This is a genomic window from Methanobrevibacter oralis (assembly GCF_001639275.1).
In the GTDB taxonomy this organism is placed as follows: domain Archaea; phylum Methanobacteriota; class Methanobacteria; order Methanobacteriales; family Methanobacteriaceae; genus Methanocatella; species Methanocatella oralis.
The window spans coordinates 1-1,096 of record NZ_LWMU01000004.1; the positions used below are offsets into that span (position 1 = coordinate 1).

Annotated in this window: 1 protein-coding gene and 1 pseudogene; both read right to left on the reverse strand. The window is 24.5% G+C overall.

The window, feature by feature from the left end:
• Positions 1-13: 13 nt before the first annotated feature.
• Positions 14-802, reverse strand: coding sequence for a transposase (locus MBORA_RS00040; RefSeq protein ID WP_063720051.1), 789 nt, complete (start codon positions 800-802; stop codon positions 14-16).
• Between the two features lie 35 nt (positions 803-837).
• Positions 838-1,096, reverse strand: a pseudogene (locus MBORA_RS10720) (helix-turn-helix domain-containing protein); the annotation flags it as partial.

Below are 1,096 nucleotides of genomic sequence, written 5' to 3' on the forward strand. Positions count from 1 at the left end.
TTATAGTGTATTACTAAATATTTATACCTAGATATTCTTTGACCCAGTTTTTGTAGAATGATGTTAAATCAACTATTTTGTAGTATTCTCGTTTAAATATTTCTATTAATTCATTTAAATTTTTATATATTGATTTATATATTGTAGACTTAATTTTACGCCATACATCTTCGATTGGATTTAAATCGGGACAGTATGGTTGTAAAAATATTAAGTTTATATTTAATATTTCGCATGCTTTTTCAACGATTTTAGCATGATGTATTCTTGCATTATCTAAAATAATGTTTATTTTCTTTTCTTTTGAGTTTATTTCAGTTATTTTGGGATTTAATAGATTATTTAATAATCTGGATCTTTTTTCATGCCATATTTTTCTGGAGTTGTTATTGTCTTCTTTATTGCAGATTTTTTGAATTTTTTCAATGGATGTTTGTTGTGAATTGTCATTATATAGTTCATTATTGATTTTATTAATTAAATCCATTTTATTTAGTGATTTAGAGGATAAATAGTTTTTTATTTCGTCATCTGATAAATTTTCATTCTTTATTGCTTCTTTGATTAATTGTTTACCGGAAGTATTTTCCATGTTTTCAATACGGTAATGACATAATGTAATTATAAATTGAAATGCATTATTTTTTGTGTTTACTTCCATGTATGAGTTGCAATTAATTCCTTGGAAACCAGTTACATTTATTCCAATTTTTACTGGATGTTTTCTTTGTATATTTTTTTCTCCTGGAGTATATAATACTCTTGTAACATTTGGAACATTTTGACATGATGTTTCGTCCAAAAAAGCAAAATATTCAGTTTTTAAATCAATGAAAGTTAGTTTTTTTTAAGATCTTCTTCGGGGTTTTCTGGACGAGTGTTATATTTGATGAATGGTTTTCCATAGTTTAAATTTAGTTTTTGTCTTGTAATGACCCATATTTGCTTTTCACTGTATGTTATTCCATATTTTTCTTTAATAAGATTTCTCACATCTTTTAAATTATATTTTTCTTCATTTCCAGTGATGATTTCTTTTAATTCATTTAATTGTTGGTCAGTTAGGTAAGATTTTCTACCACAATTGGAATAATTT